The following is a 361-nucleotide window of genomic DNA, read 5'->3' as shown; positions in this document are numbered from 1 at the left end:
AAACCACATTCCAAATAATATCTCTGGCACTCGACTAAGTATTATTGTATCCAACGCAATCCCTTTTATCCCATTTCCAAAAAAGAAAATCAACCCTATATACAATGTAAATGCAAATAAAGCTGTCACCTTCGGAGCCTTAATAAGGCCTTTACGCAGAAGTGGGAAAAAAATATAAAGCATAATTATCACACCTAAAAACCACTCACCTAAAATATAAAATGTTCCCATAATCTGAGATAACCAGCCGTCAATGCCTATTAGTGTAAACAAGAAGCGATATTTAGGGACATCTGGAAACACAATACCTCTGTTCAATACAAAAAGTAGTAACAATGCCACAAAATAAGCTAGCCAAAAC

General features: G+C 34.9%; 1 protein-coding gene. It reads right to left on the bottom strand.

The window, feature by feature from the left end:
• On the bottom strand, positions 1 to 361 hold a 361-nt coding region (locus tag D0T66_RS16105; protein ID WP_221412246.1), incomplete at both ends, for a hypothetical protein.

This window comes from Dysgonomonas sp. 25, assembly GCF_010501075.1.
Lineage (GTDB): Bacteria > Bacteroidota > Bacteroidia > Bacteroidales > Dysgonomonadaceae > Dysgonomonas.
This window is presented reverse-complemented; position numbering and strand designations above follow the sequence as displayed.